Below are 1,716 nucleotides of genomic sequence, written 5' to 3' on the forward strand. Positions count from 1 at the left end.
TATGTAATAAATTAAAAAAAGCGATTTTTGCGTATAAAATAGCGCAAATTTCGCTTTTTTTAGTTTTAACTCCGAAACTCAGGAGTAAAAATAATCATTTTTATTAGTTTTCCACAATAATATAAAAAAATCACTTGTCTGCGACTAAAGTGATTTTTTTATATTATTTTTTAAGGTTGTAAAAGCTGTTTTTGCCTTCAAATACACTCGATGATCCTAGTTCTTCTTCAATAGCTAGTAAACGGTTGTATTTAGCAATTCTATCGCTTCTAGACATTGAACCCGTTTTGATTTGGCATGTATTTAAAGCTACAGCAACATCAGCAATTGTAGTATCTTCAGTTTCTCCTGAACGGTGTGAAACAACTGCGGTCATATTTGCTTTTTGAGCTTTTTGAATTGTATCTAATGTTTCAGTTAGTGTTCCAATTTGATTTAGTTTAATTAAAATTGAGTTCATGGCTTTAAGTTCGATTGCTTTTTCTAATAAGCAAGGGTTTGTAACGGTTAAGTCGTCACCAACGATTTGAACTAAATTACTGTATTTTTCAGTCATTTTAGTAAATCCATCTCAGTCATTTTCGGCTAAACCATCTTCAATAGAAATAATAGGATATTTAGCTATCAATTGACCGTAGTATTCAATTAATTCATCACTGGTAAATTCTAATTTCACATTTGTTAATGATTCAAAACCGGCTTTTTTAGAACTAATAGCTTCTTTAAGTTTTTTAAATGTATAGGTTTTTGTTTCTTCGTTATAGAATTCACTACTTGCTGCATCTAGTGCAATAGCGATTGCGCCCTCTCCTTCACGTGCTGGAGTATATCCTGCTGCTGAAATCGCTTTAACTAAATAATCTAAAGCTTCTTCATGACTCTTTAAGTTAGGTGCAAATCCGCCTTCATCCCCTACTTGAGTTCCATGTCCATCATTTTTAAGAAGTTTTGCTAAATTATGGAATACTTTATTGGCCATCATTAGAGATTCACGGAATGTTTTAGCTCCAACTGGCATAATCATAAATTCTTGGAAGTCAACTGTATTTGAAGCGTGAGCACCTCCATTTAAAACATTAAGCATAGGTAGAGGCAATCTAGAAGCATTAACTCCGCCTAAGTAACGGTAAAGTGGGATTTGTAATAAGTTTGCAGCTGCGCTAGCAACAGCTAATGAAACACCTAAAATAGCATTAGCACCTAATTTTGATTTTGTTGGCGTGCCATCTAAATCGATCATTAATTGATCAATTTCCCTTTGATTAAAAACGCTGTAGCCATGTAGTTTTGGTGCAATTATTTTATTTACATTATCAACAGCTGTATGAACACCTTTTCCGCCGTATCAATCATTTTCATATTTAGTTCCTTTGTCTCTTAATTCAAGAGCTTCTTTTGAACCAGTACTTGCGCCTGAAGGAACATTTGCAATTCCCCGAGCACCGCCTTCTGTAAATACTTCAACTTGGATTGTAGGATTACCACGTGAATCCAAAATTTCACGGCCAATAATTTCATTAATATATGGCATTTTTTCTCCTTGTAGTTATATTTTTAATATAAACATTATATATTAATTTATTCTTTTTTATGTAGGAAGATATTAGGACTTTTTAAAAAATTTCAAATACCAAACAAAATGAACCTCTTAGTTAGAATTCAACTAAGGAATACAATTTTGGTATGGAAAATCAGAGATATGCAACAAAAAACGAT

The 1,716-nt window shown here is 32.4% G+C and carries 1 protein-coding gene; it reads right to left on the reverse strand.

Features of this window, described 5'->3' with window-relative positions:
• Positions 1-163 precede the first annotated feature (163 nt).
• Positions 164-1,531, reverse strand: a complete 1,368-nt coding sequence (gene eno, locus T385_RS0100035) for a phosphopyruvate hydratase (protein ID WP_029905365.1) — start codon at positions 1,529-1,531, stop codon at positions 164-166.
• Positions 1,532-1,716: the final 185 nt, after the last annotated feature.

This window comes from Mycoplasmopsis opalescens ATCC 27921 (genome assembly GCF_000712185.1).
Taxonomy (GTDB): domain Bacteria; phylum Bacillota_I; class Bacilli_A; order Mycoplasmatales; family Metamycoplasmataceae; genus Mycoplasmopsis; species Mycoplasmopsis opalescens.